The organism is uncultured Salinisphaera sp., from assembly GCF_964012375.1.
GTDB lineage: Bacteria > Pseudomonadota > Gammaproteobacteria > Nevskiales > Salinisphaeraceae > Salinisphaera.
This window is the reverse complement of the sequence record NZ_CAXGSH010000041.1, coordinates 1-15,354: the sequence shown is the minus strand read 5'-3', so window position 1 is coordinate 15,354 and position 15,354 is coordinate 1. Positions and strand designations below refer to the sequence as shown.

14 protein-coding genes are annotated in these 15,354 nt (G+C 64.7%); 5 read left to right on the top strand and 9 right to left on the bottom strand.

The genetic code is table 11. The features are described from left to right. Positions 1-48: 48 nt before the first annotated feature. Both ABNU97_RS08970 and ABNU97_RS08965 read right to left on the bottom strand, forming a co-directional pair. Complete coding sequence (locus tag ABNU97_RS08970; RefSeq protein WP_348766398.1) at positions 49-1,023, bottom strand: ABC transporter permease; 975 nt, start codon at positions 1,021-1,023, stop codon at positions 49-51. Further along, entirely contained in the window at positions 1,023-3,200 is a 2,178-nt protein-coding gene (locus ABNU97_RS08965; protein WP_348766397.1) for an ABC transporter substrate-binding protein, read from the bottom strand. The genes ABNU97_RS08970 and ABNU97_RS08965 overlap by 1 nt, the downstream gene beginning before the upstream one ends. A 166-nt stretch (positions 3,201-3,366) precedes the next feature. Here ABNU97_RS08965 and ABNU97_RS08960 point away from each other — a divergent pair, with 166 nt between their 5' ends. Together ABNU97_RS08960 and ABNU97_RS08955 are read left to right on the top strand one after the other, a co-directional pair. After that, the gene (locus ABNU97_RS08960; RefSeq protein ID WP_348766396.1) at positions 3,367-5,268 is read left to right on the top strand and encodes a propionyl-CoA synthetase; all 1,902 of its coding nucleotides are present in this window, start codon (positions 3,367-3,369) and stop codon (positions 5,266-5,268) included. Positions 5,269-5,582: 314 nt separating this feature from the next. After that, the gene (locus ABNU97_RS08955) at positions 5,583-6,851 is read left to right on the top strand and encodes an SH3 domain-containing protein (protein ID WP_348766395.1); all 1,269 of its coding nucleotides are present in this window, start codon (positions 5,583-5,585) and stop codon (positions 6,849-6,851) included. 49 nt (positions 6,852-6,900) lie between these two features. On the opposite strand, the gene ABNU97_RS08950 is transcribed toward ABNU97_RS08955, so the two are convergent. Further along, positions 6,901-7,416 carry a GNAT family N-acetyltransferase gene (locus tag ABNU97_RS08950; protein WP_348766394.1) on the bottom strand — a complete coding sequence of 172 codons (516 nt, stop codon included), beginning with the start codon at positions 7,414-7,416 and terminating at the stop codon, positions 6,901-6,903. Beyond that, positions 7,413-7,799, bottom strand: a complete 387-nt coding sequence (locus ABNU97_RS08945) for a DnaJ family domain-containing protein (RefSeq protein ID WP_348766393.1) — start codon at positions 7,797-7,799, stop codon at positions 7,413-7,415. The genes ABNU97_RS08950 and ABNU97_RS08945 overlap by 4 nt, the downstream gene beginning before the upstream one ends. 177 nt (positions 7,800-7,976) lie before the next feature. Between ABNU97_RS08945 and ABNU97_RS08940 the strand changes: the two genes are divergently transcribed. Then, entirely contained in the window at positions 7,977-8,927 is a 951-nt protein-coding gene (locus ABNU97_RS08940) for an alpha/beta hydrolase (protein ID WP_348766392.1), read from the top strand. A gap of 21 nt (positions 8,928-8,948) precedes the next feature. Here ABNU97_RS08940 and ABNU97_RS08935 read toward each other — a convergent pair whose 3' ends face one another. Together ABNU97_RS08935 and ABNU97_RS08930 are read right to left on the bottom strand one after the other, a co-directional pair. Beyond that, positions 8,949-10,052, bottom strand: a complete 1,104-nt coding sequence (locus ABNU97_RS08935; protein ID WP_348766391.1) for a PA0069 family radical SAM protein — start codon at positions 10,050-10,052, stop codon at positions 8,949-8,951. A gap of 36 nt (positions 10,053-10,088) precedes the next feature. Beyond that, entirely contained in the window at positions 10,089-10,841 is a 753-nt protein-coding gene (locus tag ABNU97_RS08930) for an SDR family oxidoreductase (protein WP_348766390.1), read from the bottom strand. Between the two features lie 126 nt (positions 10,842-10,967). Between ABNU97_RS08930 and ABNU97_RS08925 the strand changes: the two genes are divergently transcribed. Then, entirely contained in the window at positions 10,968-12,224 is a 1,257-nt protein-coding gene (locus ABNU97_RS08925) for a GGDEF domain-containing protein (RefSeq protein ID WP_348766389.1), read from the top strand. Positions 12,225-12,237: 13 nt separating this feature from the next. Here the strand turns inward: ABNU97_RS08925 and ABNU97_RS08920 are convergent, their stop codons facing one another. The 3 genes from ABNU97_RS08920 to ABNU97_RS08910 form a co-directional block, all read right to left on the bottom strand. Next, positions 12,238-12,531 carry a hypothetical protein gene (locus tag ABNU97_RS08920; protein ID WP_348766388.1) on the bottom strand — a complete coding sequence of 98 codons (294 nt, stop codon included), beginning with the start codon at positions 12,529-12,531 and terminating at the stop codon, positions 12,238-12,240. Between the two features lie 136 nt (positions 12,532-12,667). Further along, positions 12,668-12,808 (bottom strand): entericidin A/B family lipoprotein, encoded by a 141-nt coding sequence (locus ABNU97_RS08915; protein WP_348766387.1) that lies wholly within the window; start codon positions 12,806-12,808, stop codon positions 12,668-12,670. A 120-nt stretch (positions 12,809-12,928) separates the two neighbouring features. Continuing rightward, on the bottom strand, positions 12,929-13,414 hold the full coding sequence (locus ABNU97_RS08910; protein ID WP_348766386.1) for an Lrp/AsnC family transcriptional regulator: 486 nt from the start codon (positions 13,412-13,414) through the stop codon (positions 12,929-12,931). A gap of 170 nt (positions 13,415-13,584) precedes the next feature. Here ABNU97_RS08910 and ABNU97_RS08905 point away from each other — a divergent pair, with 170 nt between their 5' ends. Beyond that, positions 13,585-15,279, top strand: coding sequence for a 2-isopropylmalate synthase (locus ABNU97_RS08905; protein ID WP_348766385.1), 1,695 nt, complete (start codon positions 13,585-13,587; stop codon positions 15,277-15,279). Positions 15,280-15,354 lie beyond the last annotated feature (75 nt).

Below are 15,354 nucleotides of genomic sequence, written 5' to 3'. Positions count from 1 at the left end.
TTAGCGCGTTGCGCAACGCGCAACAATTAATATGCTGTCGTCTTGATCTCATAACCGTATCCGCGGATCAAACAGCGTATAGCTGATATCCGTGAGCAGCAGCCCGACGATATAGAGCACCGACCCCAGAAACACCATCGCCCGCACGATAGCGAAGTCCTGGTTGTTGATGGCTTCGATGGTGTAGCTGCCCAGCCCTGGAATGCCGAAGAAGGACTCCATGATCAGGCTGCCCATGAACAGCAGCGGCAGCAGCACGACTACGCCGGTGAGAATCGGGATCATGCCGTTCTTGAGCACGTGCACGAACAGAATCCGCAGGTCCGACAGGCCCTTGGCGCGGGCGGTGCGGACATAGTCCTTGCCGTATTCCTCCAGGAATATCGTGCGATACCAGCGCGTGCCCGAACCAATACCGCCCACCACGCCGATGATCACCGGCAGCACCAGGAACTTGGCCATGTCCCAGCCGCCGTCGAAACCGGAAATGGGCACCAGATTCATCAGCTTGCCGGCCACATACTGGCCCGCGATGATGTAGAACAGCGGCGAGATCGACATCAGCAGCACGCAGAGCACTACGCCGCCCCAGTCGATGGCGGTGGAGCGAAAGAACACCAGCAACAGCCCGAAGGTCACGTTCACCAGCATGCCGACGATGAGCGTGGGCACGGCCAGCGCCAGGCTCGGGCCCATGCGTTCGAGAATGTCCGACGAAATCGAGCGCCCTGCGTCCGAGCGGCCGAACTCGAAGGCGAGCACCTTCACCGATTTCTGAAAGAACAGCGTCTCGGTGACGCTGTCCAGGCCATCGGCCTGTTCGTTATAGATGTAGGGCAGGTCGTAGCCGTGGGTGGCTTTCCAGGTTTCGATGGCCTCGGGCGTGACGCGCTTGAAGCCCAGCTGCATACGGGCGATATCGTCGGGCGTATTGACCACGAAGAACAACAGGAACGTAATCAGGTTCACGCCGATAAGCACCGGAATGGCGTAGAGCGCACGGCGGATGATGTAGGCCAGCATCAGCGCGGCCTCCGACGCAGGGCGCCATGCTCGCGGCGCCGGTAGATCCACACGCCCGGCAGCAGCAGCGCGATCAACAGCGCGAGGCCGGCAGCAAGCGGCCAGAGCACCGGGTTATTCCATTCGCGGCGTTTTTCGGCGCGCAGCGCGCCGTCCAGGCGCAGGTATTTGAGCGAACTCTGGATCATGCCGTTGGGTTTGGTGTTGTGCAGCCACTGGTGGTACAGCGCGTACTGGCGCGGGAAGTAGCCCCATTGCCAGGGCGCGTCGCGGCGCAGGATCGTCAGCATGCGCTCGATGATGGCCTGGCGTTCGGGGCCGTTCTCCATCACCCGCATCTGACGAAACAGCCGGTCGTATTCGTCGTTGGCATAGTTGGCGTAGTTCGAGCCGGCGTGCTCGGCGGTGCCGTTGGGCCCATAGAGCTGGGACAGAAAGTTTTCCGGGTCCGGATAATCGGCCATCCAGCCGCTGCCGAAATAGATCTGGACATTGCCCTCGGCGATCTTCTTCTGGAAGCGCGGCCAGGTGGTCGCACGTACCACCAGCTGAAGCCCGAGCTTGTCGAACTGCTGGCGCATCCAGTCCATCTGGGTCTTGAACTCGGGGCCGGTGGCGGGTGTATCGATATTCACCAGCAGCGACTGGCCGGTGTTCGGGTCGATGCCGTTGGGGTAACCGGCTTCGGCGAGCAGCCGCCGGGCGGTATCGATGGGTTTGCGCACGGCCTCGCCATCCACCCAGTCATACACCACCGGGTTCATGCCGGCCTTGCCGTCCTGATAGCCGAACAGGCCGGGCGGGATCGGCCCCTGGGCGACGATGCCGCGGCCGTTGAGAAACAGCGGGATATAGCTTTCCATGTCGATGGCGATCGAGATCGCCTGGCGCAGCTTGCGCCCCGAGTCGTCCAGCCCGCCGACCACGTCGTCGTTGAGGTTGAAGCCCAGATAAAAGATGCCCGGCAGCACCGTCGTGGCCAGCGACATGCCACGCTCTGCCATCGTGGCCGTGAGGTTCGGATTGCCCTCGGCGTCGATATTGATGGCCTGACCGAAAGCATCGTCGCTGATGCCGGAGACGTCGTAATAGCCCTGCAGGAACTTGTTCCAGTAGGGGATCGATTCCTGCTCGCGCGAATACACCGCGCGCTTGATGAAGGGCAGCTCCTTGCCGGCATCCGCCAGCAACCCGGCCGCACGGTCGCCGGCTTCGCCTTCGCTGGGATAGCGCTGACCGTGAAAGTTGGGATTGGCTTCGAGCACCATGCGCTGATTGGGGTTGTTCTCGGTGAGCATGTAGGCACCGGTGCCCACCGGGAACGTATCCAGGCTGATATTGCGTGATTTGAGCGCGGGCTGATCGTAGAAGCGGGTGACCTCGGGCGGCACGGGGGCAAAAAAGGCCAGCGCCAGCCAGTAGCGCAGCTGCGGATACACGCCCTGTACGCGGATTTCGTAGCGGTGATCGTCGATTACCCGGGCGCCGTCGAAATCGAAGGCGGTGAGGTCGAGCGATTCGCCGGGTGCCAGCTTGGCGCGCGCGGTGTCCAGGCGTTCACGCAGTTCGGCCAGGCCCACGATATGCGCGCTCATCAGCCCGAAGATCGGTGAATTCACTTCGGGGCTCGCCAGGCGCTTGATTTCATGCACGTAGTCGCCGGCGCGCAGTTCGCGCGTGCCCTGGTGTTCGAAATCGGCCGGGCGGCTGATGCCCACCATGTCGGTTGCGCTCAGCTCGGCATAGCGCGGGCTGCCGTCAGGGTTTTTCGCGAAGGCCGGATGCGGCTGGTAGCGAATGCCGGGCCGGATATCGATGGTGTAAACGCTGGTTGCCACCTCGGCGGCGGGCGTATCCGCGGGCAGCGGATTGTCCTCGGCGTCCAGATACTGCGGCTCGGGAACTGCGGTCGCGGTGGCCGGAATCAGCGTGTAAGGCCGCTTGAGATAGTGATACTGCAACGGTGGCTCGTAGATCGCGCCGGTGAAGCTGGCCTCGTCGGTGGCATAGGAACGGGCCGGGTCGAGATGGCGCGGCGGCTCGCGAAACGAGCTGTAGTAGATATCGCCGTCGCGATCGGCATCCGGATAGGGGTTGTTCCAGGGGCCGTTGCAGGCGCCGGTGGCGAGCACGACGAGTGCCGCGACAAGCAGCCGCAGGCCGTTCAGGCGGGACATTCGAGCAGGGTTCGCGATAAGCGCATGCCGTCAATGTAGACGATCGTGAAACACCTCCCAAGTCGTTTCGTCGGCGTGCGCCCCACCTTCGTCGTATGGAGGCCGCACCAACCGCGCTGGCACATTGGATCGAATAACGAAACCCTATGCGATCGAGGAGTGTGGCATGACCTATGAGGCCGAATTCGAACAGGCCCTGCGCGACCCCGAAGGCTTCTGGCGCGAAGCCGCCGGCGCGATTAGCTGGACGCGCGCGCCGCGCCAGATCCTCGACGCCAGCCGTGCGCCGTTCTATCGCTGGTATGCCGACGGCGAACTCAATACGGCCGATAACTGCCTGGATCGCCACGTCGAAGCCGGGCGCGGCGACGTGACCGCCCTCATCCACGACAGCCCGGTCACCCAGTCGCAGCAGCGCTACAGCTACGAGCAGCTGCGCGATGCGGTAGCAAAGTTCGCCGGCGTGCTGCACGGCCAGGGCGTGGCCAAGGGCGACCGCGTGATCATCTATATGCCGATGATCCCCGAAGCAGTGATCGCCATGCTGGCCTGTGCGCGCATTGGCGCAGTGCATTCGGTGGTGTTCGGCGGCTTTGCCGGAGCGGAACTCGCCAAGCGCATCGACGACGCCAAGCCCAAACTGGTGCTCTCGGCCTCCTGCGGTATCGAACCCACGCGCGTGGTCGAATACAAGCCGTTGCTCGACCGCGGCCTGGAGCTTGCCGAGCATGCCGTCGAACGCTGCGTGATCTTCCAGCGTGAAACCCGGCGCTGCGAACTCACGCCGGGCCGCGATATCGACTGGGTCGACGCGCTCGCCGACGCCGAGCCGGTGGACTGCGTGCCGGTGGCCGCCACCGACCCGCTGTATATCCTCTATACCTCCGGCACCACGGGTAAGCCCAAGGGCGTGGTGCGCGACAACGGCGGCCATGCCGTGGCCATGCACTATTCCATGCGTGCGGTATACGGGCTGAGCCAGGACGACGTGTTCTGGACCGCCTCCGACGTGGGCTGGGTGGTCGGCCATTCCTATATCGTCTATGCGCCGCTGCTGCTGGGCTGCACCTCGGTGATGTACGAAGGCAAGCCGGTGGGCACGCCCGATGCGGGCGCCTTCTTTCGGGTGATTGCCGAACATGGGGTGGACGTATTTTTCACCGCGCCCACGGCCTTTCGGGCGATCAAGAAAGTCGACCCGAACGGCGAGCTGGCCCGGCAATACGACGTATCCAGCCTGCGCGCACTGTTTCTGGCCGGCGAACATACCGATCCGGATACCGCGGCCTGGGCCGGCGAAAAGCTCGACGTGCCCGTCGTCGACCACTGGTGGCAGACCGAAACCGCCTGGCCGATGAGCGCCAACCCGTTGGGGCTCGAACAGCTCGACGTGCCGCCCGGCTCGGCGGGCCGACCCGTGCCCGGCTACGATATTCGCGTGCTCGGCGCCGAAGGCGAAGAAATGCCCAGCGGCGAAATGGGCGATATCTGCGTGAAGCTGCCGCTGCCGCCGGGCTGTTTCCCCACGCTTTGGCAGAACGACGAACGCTACAAATCGTCGTATCTCGAAACGTTCGAAGGCTATTACCGCTCCGGCGACGCCGGCTATTTCGACGCCGACGGCAATCTGTGGGTGATGAGCCGGGTGGACGACATCATCAACGTGGCCGGCCATCGTCTATCCACCGGCATGATCGAGGAAGTCATCGCCGCCCATGGCGACGTGGCCGAGGCCGCCGTGGTGGGTGCCGCCGATGCCGATAAGGGCCAGCTGCCGGTCGCCATGGTCGTGCTCAAGTCCAGTGCCACGCGTGCAGCCGAGGAGATCGTCGCCGAACTGGTGGCGATCGTGCGGGATCAGATCGGCCCGGTGGCGGCATTCCGCCATGTCGCGATCGTAGATCGACTGCCCAAGACACGCTCCGGCAAGGTGGTACGGGCCACCCTGCGTGAAATCGCCGACGGCAAGGACTGGACGACCCCGGCCACCATCGACGACCCCGCGATTCTCACCGACATCGAAATCCAGCTCGGCCATATCGGCTACGCCAGTCGCCGCGCGGGCTGACCGCGCTGCCCTCGCCGGCGCCAGGGGCGCTGCGGTCCCGGATGCTGCGCCGGGCCGCATGCGCTACCGTAGCGCGGGCTGGCAACTGCCTTGCCGCGTTCGAGCGAGTCGAACGCCGTTGTCCCTGTAGCTATCGAGTCACGCTGCGATAGGCTGGTTGCGCCCGGCTGTTTTGCAGAAGCCGTGGGTTGCGGCCGATGACGATACTAGGGCTCGCGCCCGTGCGCGCCGGGGGCAGGCGACGTCGCGCCGGGGCTGGCGTGGCCGATAAACGCCGATAAAGGCCGATAATGGCGGTTAACGATACGCAATCTATGAAATACACACGCAGCGCATGGCACGGTCGATTGGTACGGGCCGCGATACAGGCCGCGATCATGCTCGGGCTCGCGGCGAGCGCGCCGGCCTTCGGCGACGATTTCTCGGACGCCATCACGGCCTATCAGAAGGGCGACTACGATACGGCGCACGATCTGTGGGCGCCGCTGGCCGAAGCCGGCGATGCGCGTGCCCAGTTCAATCTGGCCCTGCTCTACGGCAACGGCCTTGGCCGTGCGCTCGATCGCGAAACGGCACGACGCTGGTTTCAGGCCGCCGCGGAGCAGGGCAACGTGCAGGCGCAGTACAACCTGGCGCGAATGCTGCAATCCGGCGACGGCGTGGAGCGCGATATCGCGGCCGCGCGCGACTGGTATGAAAAGGCGGCCCGCCAGGATTTCGCGCCCGCACAGAACAATCTCGCTCTGATGTATCTCGAAGGCCAGGGCATGCCGCGCGATCGCGCGCGGGCCGTGCGCTGGTTCAGCCGTGCCGCGCAAAGTAATCCCGAAGCGCGCAACAACCTCAACGGGCTGGCCATGCGCCTGCCCCAGGCCCGCGTAATGGCCGGTCTGGTCAACCTTCGCGCAGGGCCGTCGATGCAATCCCAGATCATCGACCAGGTCAGCCGCGAAGATACCGGCGTATTGCTCGATCAGCGCGCCGGCTGGTCGCGGGTCTGGTTCGTGGACTACGACAGCATCGGCTGGATCGCGGATCGATTGATTGCCGTCGACCGGACCCGAAGCGAAGCGTCGGCCAACGTCGCCGAGGCCGAGCCGGAGGCGCCCGCCGATGCGCAGGCCGTCGCCGATACAGCCACGGCGTCGACGAATGCCGGCGGCGGCCCGTCTTCCACGGCAGGCCAGAACGAAACGCCGGCCTCCGAAGGCGAACAGCGCGCGAACGCCGGCCAGTCGGCTGCGCCCCAGGGCCCGTGGTATACGGTGGCCAGCGGTTCGGCCGAGCTGCGCGACGAACCCAGCACCGACGCGTCGGTGCGCGATCGCCTGGCCTACGGCACCTCGGTGAAAGTGCTGGAGCAGCGCCCGGGCTGGCGGCGTGTGGAACGCGCCAACGGCGAAGCAGCCGGTTGGGTGGGCGCCTTCGTGCTCGCCTCCGACGATGCCGCCAACGCGCGGGAAGCGGCCCAGGCCCAGGCTGAGGCCCAAAACCAGGCCCGCGCCGAGGCAGAAGCGCAAGCCCGGGCACAAAATAGCACCGTGCGCGAAGCGCCGGCCGACGTGGGCACCGGCGGCGGCTGAGTGTGGCCCGGGGCGCGTCTGGCCGGGGGCGTTCGCGCCTGCAGGCCCGCTATGCGCCGCCTAGCGCTAAGCGCATCACGTAGTCGTCCATCACGAAACCGTTGCCGATCGATTTGACGTCCTCGCGCTCGATTTCGAAGCCGGCATGCTGGTACATGGCCACCGATGCCGCGTTATCGCGGTTCACCCGCAGGCACAGGGCACGGGCATCGAGCGTGCCGGCGACCTCTCGAGCCCAGTCGATAAGCTGCCCGCCGATGCCCTGGCCGCGGTTTTCGGCCAGGATGTAGAGCTTGTCGAGCCAGGCGATATCGGTGCTCTGTTCGTCGGGCGACACCGCGGCAAAGCCGACCGGCGTGCCTTCGACCCAGGCGAGCACGAAGCGCGTGCCCTGTGCCTGCTGGTCGGCGATTGCCTTGGCGCTGTATTGGCTGGCGAGCATATAGTCGATCTGCTCGTAGCTGATGATGCCGGGGTAATGCTCGTGCCAGATACGATGCGCGAGTTCGCCCAGCTGCTGGTGGTCGGCTGCGCCGGTGGCGGGTTTCAAAAGGCCGTGGGTCATGGTTGGCTATGGCTTTTCCGGGTCAAGCGCTCGCGCACCGCGCTGGCATAGTGCGGGTCGGCCAGCAGTGCCCGGCCGCGCCGGGTTTCGCGTAGCCGAGTTTCGAGCCAGCGCAGGCGCCGTTGCAAGCGTCGGGCGGGGTCGCCATCGGTCTGTGCGGTGCGCAGCAGGTCATCGATATCGCGAATTTCACGCCAAGCTTCGATTTCCGGCGGTACGTAGCCTGCGTTCTTGAGCAGCCGATAGCCGGCCCGCAGCTCGGGCGGCACGTCGCGTGCAGCGTCCCGTGGCAGCGGCTTGCCGGCACCTTCGAGATTGTCGAACTCGCCGCGTTCGGCGGCGGCGTGAATATGCGCGTCGGCAAGGCGGTCGAGCAGGCTCATGGCAATCGGTTCAATGCGGTGGGTAGCGGGTGCCGGCGTTCAGTGTAGCGGCGCCTGGCGTGGCCTGCGATCCGCAGCGTATGTAACGCTGTCATGGCGAGTTTCGTAAAATGCATTTTTTTCGCCGCCTCGTGGTCGCTCGTGGCAAGCGACAGGGCGCGAAGACAGGGGTAGCCGATGACAGAGTTTCTCGCTCCGGCGCTGGACGGCGCCGACTACAGCGATCGCGTGGAGGCCAATGGCCTGGAACTGGCCTACGAGCAGTTCGGCCGCGACGAGCACCCGGCGCTGCTGCTCATCATGGGCCTGGGTACCCAGCTGACCGGCTGGCCGGATGCCTTCTGTCGCGCGCTGGCCGATACGGGCCTGCGCGTGATCCGTTTCGACAACCGCGATATCGGCCTGTCCAGCCAGCTTGGCAGTCGCGGCCCACGCTACGACGGCGCCCGCAGTGCGTTCATCAAATCGTTGTTCGGCCGGCGAATCCGCACCGCCTATACGCTCGACGACATGGCTGCCGATACGGTCGCGCTGATGGATGTGCTGGGTATCGAGCAGGCGCATCTGGTCGGCGCCTCCATGGGCGGCATGATCGCGCAGTTGGTCACCGCGTACCATCCCGAACGGGTACTCACTCTGACCTCGATCATGTCCACATCCGGGGCCCGGCGGCTGCCACGCGGGCGTCTGAAGGTGCTCATGCGGCTGGGCAAGGCGCCGCGCAACAACGACCCGGATACCGTCGCCCGGCATATGGCCAGGACCATGCGCATGATCGGCAGCCCCGACTACGGGCGTAGCCTGGAAGACTGGACCAGCGAGATCCGGCGCAACGTCAAGCGCAGCTATCGCCCGGCCGGCAGCCGGCGCCAGATGCTGGCGGTGATGGCCGCGCCGTCGCGGGTGGAAATGCTGGGTCAGATCACCCAGCCGGCGCTGGTCATTCATGGCAAGGCCGATCCGTTGCTGCCGGTCAAGCACGGCCGCGATACCGCAAAACACCTGCCCAACGTGCGCTACGAAGAGGTCGAGGGCATGGGCCACGACCTGCCGCCGCGGCTATTGCCGGCGTTTGTGGACTGGATCGCCGAGCTGGTGCACGGCGACAACGACGGGCGTCCGGCCTAGCCAGCGATCGCGCCGAGCGCGTCAGCCGAAATCGAAGACGGCCTGGTCGCCGGCGGCGGGCGGGCGCTCGAAAAGGCTGCTGTCGAGCGCGATACGTCGGCGGGCGCCGATGCCGGCCCGTCGGCAGGCCAGTTCGAAGCGTTTGGACAGCAGCTGGGCGTGTACGCCGGTGCCGCGCATGCGCGTCCCCCAGTTCGAATCGTAGTCGCGTCCGCCGTGCATCTGCTGAATCAGGCTCATGACGTGGGCTGCGCGTTGCGGGTAGTGGGTTTCCAGCCATTGCCGAAACAGATCGGCCACGCCGTGCGGAAGGCGCAGCAGTACGTAGCCGGCGGTCTGGGCACCGGCCGCGGCGCCGTGCTCGATCAGCGCTTCGAGTTCGTGGTCGGTGATCGCCGGAATGACGGGCGCGACCAGCATGCCCACCGGCACACCGGCCTGGGCGAGCGCTCGAATCGAGCGTAGGCGCTGTTTCGGGCCGGCCGCCCGCGGCTCGAGACTGCGCTTGATGGCGGGATCGAGGCTGGTCAGGCTCATCATCACGCTCACCAGGTTGCGCTCGGCCAGGGCAGCGAGCAGGTCCACGTCGCGCTCGATCAGCTGGCCCTTGGTAATGATCGACAGCGGCTGGTTGTAGCGTAGCGCCACCTCCAGCAGCGCCCGGGTGATGCCCAGCTGTTTTTCGTCCGGCTGGTAGGGGTCAGTATTGGCGCCGAGGGTGATCGGCTCGCAGCGATAGTTTGGATCGCGCAGCTCGGCTTCGAAGCGTGCCGCGGCATCGGCCTTGTAGTAGATCTCGGTTTCGAATTCCAGCCCGGCAGAGTGGTCGAGATACTCGTGGGTGGGCCGCGCGAAGCAATAGATACAGCCGTGACTGCAGCCCTTGTACGGGTTGATGGAGGCATCGAAGGGCACGTCCGGCGAGCTGTTGCGGCTGATCACCCGCCGTGCCGGGTCGGGGTGCAGATGCGTGGCCGGCCGCTCGATATCTTCCAGGTCCAGCGTGGCCCAGCCGTCGTCGAAGTCTTCGGCATGGGCGTTGGCAAAGCGCGAGACCGGGTTGGTCAACGCGCCCCGGCCTTTGCGGTGGATCGGTCGATGCGGCATGCTGATAACTGTATGCATGAACAGTTACGAGGGCAAGCACGCTCTGCCGGGCGGCTAGGGGGTAATCACCTTGCCGGCCCAGTCGAACAGCTGGCCGCTGTCCTCGGGCGTGAGCTTCGCGATTACCTCGAGCAGATGCTGGGCCGCGGTGTCCGGCGTTTGCAGCTGCTTTTCCGGCACGTTGCGCTGAAATGGTTCGGACAGGCCGGTATCGACCGTGCCCGGATGCAGGCCCACGCAGACCAGCTGCTTGGAACGTCGGCGCAGCTCGATCGCAGCGGTACGGGTGAGCTGGTTCTGGGCGGCCTTGCTGGCGCGATAGGCATACCAGCCGCCGTAGCCGTTATCCGAGATCGAGCCCACCCGGGCAGACAGGCTGGCGATGACCGCGCGCTCGCCGTGGATGAGCAGGTCGTGAAAATGCTTGATCATCAGGATCGGCCCCGCGGCGTTTACCGCGAACGCGCGGGCCAGATTGTCCGGGTCAACATCGGCCAGCTTCTTCTCGGGCCACATATGCTCGCCTTCATGCAGGATCCCGCCGCACGTAATCAGCAGATCGAGCCGGCTCGTGAGCGTACCCACCTGTTCGCGAGCCGCAGCGATACTTGCACCGTCTGCAAGATCGAGCGCACAGGTCTGCAGGCGCTCGCCGTGCTGTTGGGCCAGTTCGGTGAGCGCGGAATGGCTCTTGGGATCGCGCGCGGTCGCGATCACTCGGCTCGACTCGTCGGCCGCCAGAAGCCGGCGTACCAGGGCGAGCCCGAGCCCGCGACCGCCGCCCTGAACAAGACAGATCTTTGACATGGCCATTCCAGTTTTCGATACGTTAGCCGCTAGTACTTCTCCAGCGTGTTGTGTCGATGCACGGCGCAGGCGCCGGCGAGCTGCGCGAGCGAAATAAATCTATAAGAAAAGACGTGCGGGTTGAGCATGACATCGCTTACCAACGAGTATTACAGCCTGAGTGCGAGGGCAGCGGGGACCCCCGCGGCGCTTAGCGACACGCCGCCCACGCGCCTGCTACAGCGCCAGATCGATCGCGGCTTCAGGCAGCTGCGATTCATGCCCGAGCTGGAGCCGGCCTTTCAGGCTTATCTGCGTGTATCCGGTCAGTTCAGCCGGGCAAGCCTGATCGTATTCGCGGTACTGGGCGTGTTGGTATCCGCGTTGATCGACGTGGCGTGGCTGAATCTGCCCCACGAGCTGTGGTTGCCGACCCGGCTTATTCAGTTCGGCGCCATGGTGCCGATGGGCCTCATCTGCATCTTCCTGTGTCTTCGTCATTCGGCGAGCCGGGCGATGGACGTGGGCACGCTGCTGTTGTTCGTGACCGTGTCCGCGGGGCTGCTGGCCCAGCGCGTGGTCGATTCCCAGCTTGGGTTCGAGCTGCCGCTGGAACTGGTAGGGGTGAGCGCGGTCGCCATGCTGTGCCTGTCGCGCGTGCCATTCTGGTCCCAGATGCCCACCCTGCTCGTCGTTGCCCTGATCACGGTCTGGGTCGAGTTGACGGCGGTCACGCGCCTGTCTTCGAGCCACTACGATCTGTTCGCGACCGGGTTATTGTTTCTGGCGGCTCTCGTGGCGGGCTATGCGTCGGAATACACCATCCGCTGGACCTGGTTGAATGCCACGCTGCTGCAATACCTGTCTCGGCTGGACCGGCTGACGGGGTTGCTCAACCGGCATGCGCTGGAGGATCAGCTCGAGGACGGGCAGGCGCATGCGCGCCGCGAGCAGCTCGACTATGCGCTTGTCATGGTCGATGTCGATGCATTCGGGGCCTACAACAATCACTACGGGCATCAATGCGGTGACCGGGCGCTGCAGCGGGTTGCAGACGTGTTGGCCGAGCATGCGCGCCGCCCCATGGACGTTTGCGGGCGCTACGGCGGTGAAGAGTTCGTGCTGATGTGGATGGATTGCGACGCCCACAACGCGCGGACGATGGCAACCGCGCTATGCGAGGCGATCGAAAAGGAGCGTATCGAGCACCACTGCTCGCCCGCAGGCAAGCACGTTACCGCCAGCGTCGGCCTGTGTCATGTCAGCGCGGCGTATGCGCACACGTCGCTGGATTCGGTTTTGCGCGAGGCCGATCGTATGCTCTATGCCGCCAAGAGCGCGGGCCGCAACCGCATGTGTTATAGCTGCTATGACGACAAAGCCCGGCCCTTTCAGTCGCCCTAGCGCGCCGCGCCTGTCAGTAGATAAGCCAGGTCAGTACCACGACCCCGAGTACCGCCCACACCACGGCTGCCACCACCCGCCGGCGAATGGCTGCACGTACCGACGAGGCGAGCATGGCCAGGCCGATCACCAGAATCAGAAGGCTCAAGATAGAGTCGTTGATGCCCAGCGCGCCGGTCAGCCCCTGGACGAAGCTGTCGATCGCGCCGTAAAGGTTGTCGAACAGCCAGCCCAGGGCATCGACGATGAACCGGATGACGGCGCCGAGCTTTTCGCCGATCCAGTGGAAAAGATTGTCGCTATCCATGCGTATGCAGGCCGGTGGCAGGAAATGAGGTCTATCCGCCCAGTGTACCGGTAACGTCGCGCTGGCAAGCGATCCGGCGGTTCGCCGCAGAGCCGGGCGTTTGGTCCCGACCCTGCGACAACCCTGTCGTTCAGGATCAGTCCGACGCTTTCTGAACTTCCTGGCCGGCTTTCTCGATATCTTGGCCGGCGCCCTTCATGGTGTTGCTGCAACCACTCATCAGGGCCAGGGAAAAGACGGTCAGGGCCAGTACGGCCGCGATTTTGGAGCGATTCATGGGTAGCGTTCCTTGGATGCGAAATGGGCGGGAAGAAGTACAGCCCGACGTTCGCTGAATATAGGCCATGGCAGGGCAGTGAAACCAGAGGTTCGTGTCTCGCAACGAAGAACCCGCCGCCTATCGCGGCGGCAGCACGCGGTCGTGCAGCACCCGCCGCAGTACGAAGCTCGAATGCACGCCGGATACACCTTCGATACGGGTGATATGTTCCAGCAGCAGGCGTTGGTAATCGTCCATATCGGTGACCGCGATACGCAGCTGGTAGTCGGCCTCCTGGCCGGTGATGAGCAGGCATTCCTGGACCTGCGGCAGGGCAGCGACGCGGGTCTCGAAATGCTCGAAGCGTTCCGGCGTGTGCTGGTCCATGGAAATGAGCAGCAACGCGGTCAGGCCGTAGCCCAGGGCGCGATCGTTCACGCGGGCGTGATAGCCGGTGATGACGCCGGCCTCTTCGAGCGCGCGAACCCGGCGCAGGCAGGGCGAGGGCGACAGGTTGACCGCCTCGGCCAGCGCCTGGTTGCTGATCCGGCCATCGGCCTGAAGCAGTTCGACAATCTGGCGATCGAAGCGATCCAGTTCCACGTATTCGCTGCGGTTTTTCATGAAGCGCAATAAAGTGACCGTTGGTATTCAATTAATAGCAGGAAATTGCGCAGCGGGCGAGCTCGCGCGGATTTTTGGCAATCCTGTGCCGACCCACAGGCGTTAGACTATGGGTCAGGCAGTCGTGCAGGCACGGCTGCCCAGACCAAGCGATCAGCCGAGGACAGACCATGAGCCGTTTCGACCACCGCAAATATCGCGCAGCCCCCCGGGTGCCGGCCTTCAACCGCACCTGGCCGGATCGCGATCTGGAAAAAGCCCCCATCTGGGTAAGCGAAGACCTGCGCGACGGCAACCAGGCGCTGCTCGAGCCGATGACGGTCGAACAGAAACAGCGGCTCTGGAAGCTGCTGGTGGACGTCGGCATCAAGGAAATCATGGTGGGCTTTCCCTCGGCCAGCCAGCCGGACTACGACTTCGTGCGCTGGTTGATCGACGAGGATCAGATCCCCGAGGACGTGACCATTGCCGCGCTCACGCAGTCGCGCGATCACCTGATCGATCGCACCTTCGAATCGCTGGAAGGCGTGGACAAGGCCATCATCCATCTCTACAACTCCACCTCCACGGTGCAGCGCGAGCGCGTGTTCGAGATGGACGAGGACGGCATTGTCGATATCGCCGTCAAGGGCACCCAGCGGGTCAAGGAAAACGCCCAGAAGCGCCCCGGCGTGCACTGGCGGCTGGAATATTCGCCCGAGAGCTTTTCCTCCACCGAGGTCGAGTTCTCGGTACGCATTTGCGAAGCGGTCATGGACGTCTGGCAGCCCACGCCCGACGACAAGATCATCTTCAACCTGCCCAACACGGTGGAGCTGGCCGGGCCGCATCATCACGCCGACCAGATCGAATATTTCTGCCAGCACATCAAGAACCGCGACAGCGTGATCGTGTCGGTGCATACGCATAACGATCGCGGCGGCGCCGTGGCTGCGGCCGAGCTGGCCATGCTGGCCGGTGCCGAGCGCGTGGAAGGCACGCTGCTGGGCAACGGCGAGCGCACCGGCAATATGGATATCGTGATCCTGGCCATGAACCTCTACGGCCAGGGCATCGACCCCGAGCTGGATCTGAGCGATCCGGACGAGATCATTCGCGTAGTGCACGAATGCACCGGCATTCCCCTGCACCCGCGCCACCCCTGGGTAGGCGAGCTGGTGTATACGGCGTTTTCTGGCAGCCACCAGGACGCCATCCGCAAATCGCTGCGCAAGCAGGGTGAGGACGAACACTGGCAGGTGGCCTATCTGCCCATCGACCCGCGCGATATCGGCCGCGATTATCAGGCCGTGATCCGGGTGAACAGCCAGTCCGGCAAGGGCGGCATGGCATTTTTGCTGGAGCGCGATTTCGGCATCAGCCTGCCGCGCTGGATGATGCTCTCACTGGCTCCGCATGTGCAGGCCGAAAGCGAGCGTGTAACCGGCGAACTCTCGAGCGGACGCATCCGCGAACTGCTGTTCGAGCATTTCTCGCGCCAGGAGCCCTTGACGCTGGTGGACTACGGCCTGCGTCGCGGCGAGGACGGCCAGACGCTGGACGTCACGCTCTCCGACGGGCGCCAGCGTATCGAGCTGCGGGGGCATGGCAACGGCCCGCTTTCAGCCTTCATCGATGCCTGGCACGGCCATACCGGCGAAGAAATCGCGGTGGCGGATTATTCCGAGCATGCCCTGTCGGCCGGCAGCGATGCCGATGCCATCGCCTTTGTACAGCTGCGCAAGGACACGCTGCGTATCCCCGCGGTCGCCGAAGACAGCGACACGGTGAGTGCTGCGCTCAAGGCGATTATTGCCGCGCTCAATCTCTCGCGCGAAGAAGACGAGACGGGCCAGCGCGGCGGGCTGACCGCACTGGCGAGCTAGGACTACGTCTTACGACCTCGCGCTAAAAAGCCGCTACGGGCCGATTGCCCGTGGCGGCTTTTTAGCGTCTACAGA

Bases quoted from the DNA above. Each gene is read 5' to 3' on its own strand.
- ABNU97_RS08970 (WP_348766398.1), bottom strand. From the start codon at position 1,023: ATGCTGGCCTACATCATCCGCCGTGCGCTCTACGCCATTCCGGTGCTT.
- ABNU97_RS08965 (WP_348766397.1), bottom strand. From the start codon at position 3,200: ATGTCCCGCCTGAACGGCCTGCGGCTGCTTGTCGCGGCACTCGTCGTG.
- ABNU97_RS08960 (WP_348766396.1), top strand. From the start codon at position 3,367: ATGACCTATGAGGCCGAATTCGAACAGGCCCTGCGCGACCCCGAAGGC.
- ABNU97_RS08955 (WP_348766395.1), top strand. From the start codon at position 5,583: ATGAAATACACACGCAGCGCATGGCACGGTCGATTGGTACGGGCCGCG.
- ABNU97_RS08950 (WP_348766394.1), bottom strand. From the start codon at position 7,416: ATGACCCACGGCCTTTTGAAACCCGCCACCGGCGCAGCCGACCACCAG.
- ABNU97_RS08945 (WP_348766393.1), bottom strand. From the start codon at position 7,799: ATGAGCCTGCTCGACCGCCTTGCCGACGCGCATATTCACGCCGCCGCC.
- ABNU97_RS08940 (WP_348766392.1), top strand. From the start codon at position 7,977: ATGACAGAGTTTCTCGCTCCGGCGCTGGACGGCGCCGACTACAGCGAT.
- ABNU97_RS08935 (WP_348766391.1), bottom strand. From the start codon at position 10,052: ATGCATACAGTTATCAGCATGCCGCATCGACCGATCCACCGCAAAGGC.
- ABNU97_RS08930 (WP_348766390.1), bottom strand. From the start codon at position 10,841: ATGTCAAAGATCTGTCTTGTTCAGGGCGGCGGTCGCGGGCTCGGGCTC.
- ABNU97_RS08925 (WP_348766389.1), top strand. From the start codon at position 10,968: ATGACATCGCTTACCAACGAGTATTACAGCCTGAGTGCGAGGGCAGCG.
- ABNU97_RS08920 (WP_348766388.1), bottom strand. From the start codon at position 12,531: ATGGATAGCGACAATCTTTTCCACTGGATCGGCGAAAAGCTCGGCGCC.
- ABNU97_RS08915 (WP_348766387.1), bottom strand. From the start codon at position 12,808: ATGAATCGCTCCAAAATCGCGGCCGTACTGGCCCTGACCGTCTTTTCC.
- ABNU97_RS08910 (WP_348766386.1), bottom strand. From the start codon at position 13,414: ATGAAAAACCGCAGCGAATACGTGGAACTGGATCGCTTCGATCGCCAG.
- ABNU97_RS08905 (WP_348766385.1), top strand. From the start codon at position 13,585: ATGAGCCGTTTCGACCACCGCAAATATCGCGCAGCCCCCCGGGTGCCG.